Source organism: Azohydromonas lata NBRC 102462 (assembly GCF_001571085.1).
Classification (GTDB): Bacteria; Pseudomonadota; Gammaproteobacteria; order Burkholderiales; family Burkholderiaceae_C; genus Azohydromonas; species Azohydromonas lata.
Genome location: NZ_BCTC01000271.1, coordinates 1 through 1,327, shown reverse-complemented (window position 1 = coordinate 1,327; position 1,327 = coordinate 1). Strand labels below are relative to the sequence as shown.

2 protein-coding genes are annotated in these 1,327 nt (G+C 69.3%); both read right to left on the bottom strand.

Annotated elements, in window-relative coordinates; genetic code table 11:
- A partial coding sequence (locus ALA01S_RS31040; protein ID WP_157119445.1) for an ABC transporter substrate-binding protein occupies positions 1-458 on the bottom strand: 458 nt, incomplete at its 3' end.
- 280 nt (positions 459-738) lie between these two features.
- Positions 739-1,327 (bottom strand): ABC transporter substrate-binding protein (locus tag ALA01S_RS31035; protein ID WP_157119444.1); only part of this gene is annotated, 589 nt, incomplete at its 5' end.

Below are 1,327 nucleotides of genomic sequence, written 5' to 3'. Positions count from 1 at the left end.
TTGGCGGCCATGTGCTCGGCAATGGCCAGCGACATGGCGATGTCGTTCTGCGGCGTCTTGAACACCCAGCGGCGCTTGGCGTCCATGGGCTCGATGATGCGGGCGCTGGCGGCCATGGAGATCAGCGGCGTCTGGGTTTCGGCCGCAACGTCCGTCATCGCCAGCGTGTTGGGCGTGGTGGTGGAGCCCAGCAGGATGTCCACCTTGTGCTCGCTCACCAGCTTGCGCGCGTTGGAAACGGCGGCCGTGGTGTCGGTCGCATCGTCCAGCACGAAGTAGTTGACCTTCTGGCCCGCGATGGTCTTGGGCAGCAGGCCTATGGTGTTCTTCTCCGGGATGCCCAGCGAGGCGGCGGGGCCGGTGGCGGAAACGCTCACGCCGACGTTGATGTCGGCCTGCGCCAGCGTGGCGGCCAGCAGCGCGGCCGCAACGGCCGCGAGCCGGAAGCGCTTGTTCATGAGACTCACTCCTTCAAGGGGAAAAGGCCCGCGCTCGCCTTGCGCCGGCGCAAGGCCGCCGCACGGCTTGCCGTGGTATGTCGATGCCGGGATGAAGCGCGGTGCAGGAGAGCAGCGCGCCGCGCCGGCCACTTTGGGCGGCAGCGGGACTGCAAAAGACTGCCCACCGTCCGGCCGCAGCCGGGTGAACATCCGGTCGATCATAACCAACGGCAACAGGCCGTAAGCCCTGCGCAGGACAGGCGGCACGGTCGCCGCGCCGTCCCCGCGAAGGAGGCAATCAGGGCTGCGCGCTGCCCTGATACTTCCAGGCACCACCTTCGATCTTGACCATCACGCGCGCGCGCTGGTCCAGGCCCAGGTGGTCGTTGGCCGTCATGCTGAAGATGCCATGGGCGCCGGGCAGCTCGCTGGTGGCTTCCAGCGCGTCGCGCAGCGCGGCGCGGAACTCCGGCGTGCCGGGCTGCGCCTTCTTCAACGCCACAGGCACGGCGCTGCTCATGAGCAGCCCGGCGTCCCAGGCATGCGCGCCGAAGGTGGACACCGTGCCCTTGCCGTTGGCCGCCTCGTAGGCGCCCACATAAGCCAGCGCGCTCTTCTTGACCGGGTGCGAGGCGGGCAACTGCTCGGCCACCAGCACCGGGCCGGCGGGCAGGAAGGTGCCCTCCACGTCCTTGCCGCCCACGCGCAGGAAGTCGGCATTGGCCACGCCGTGCGTCTGGTAGAACTTGCCGGCGAAGCCCCGCTCCTTGAGCGTCTTTTGCGGCAGCGCCGCGGGGGTGCCGGACCCGGCCACCAGCACGGCGTCGGGCTTGGCCGACATGATCTTGAGCGCCTGCCCGGTGACGGACGTGTCGGTGCGCGCGTAA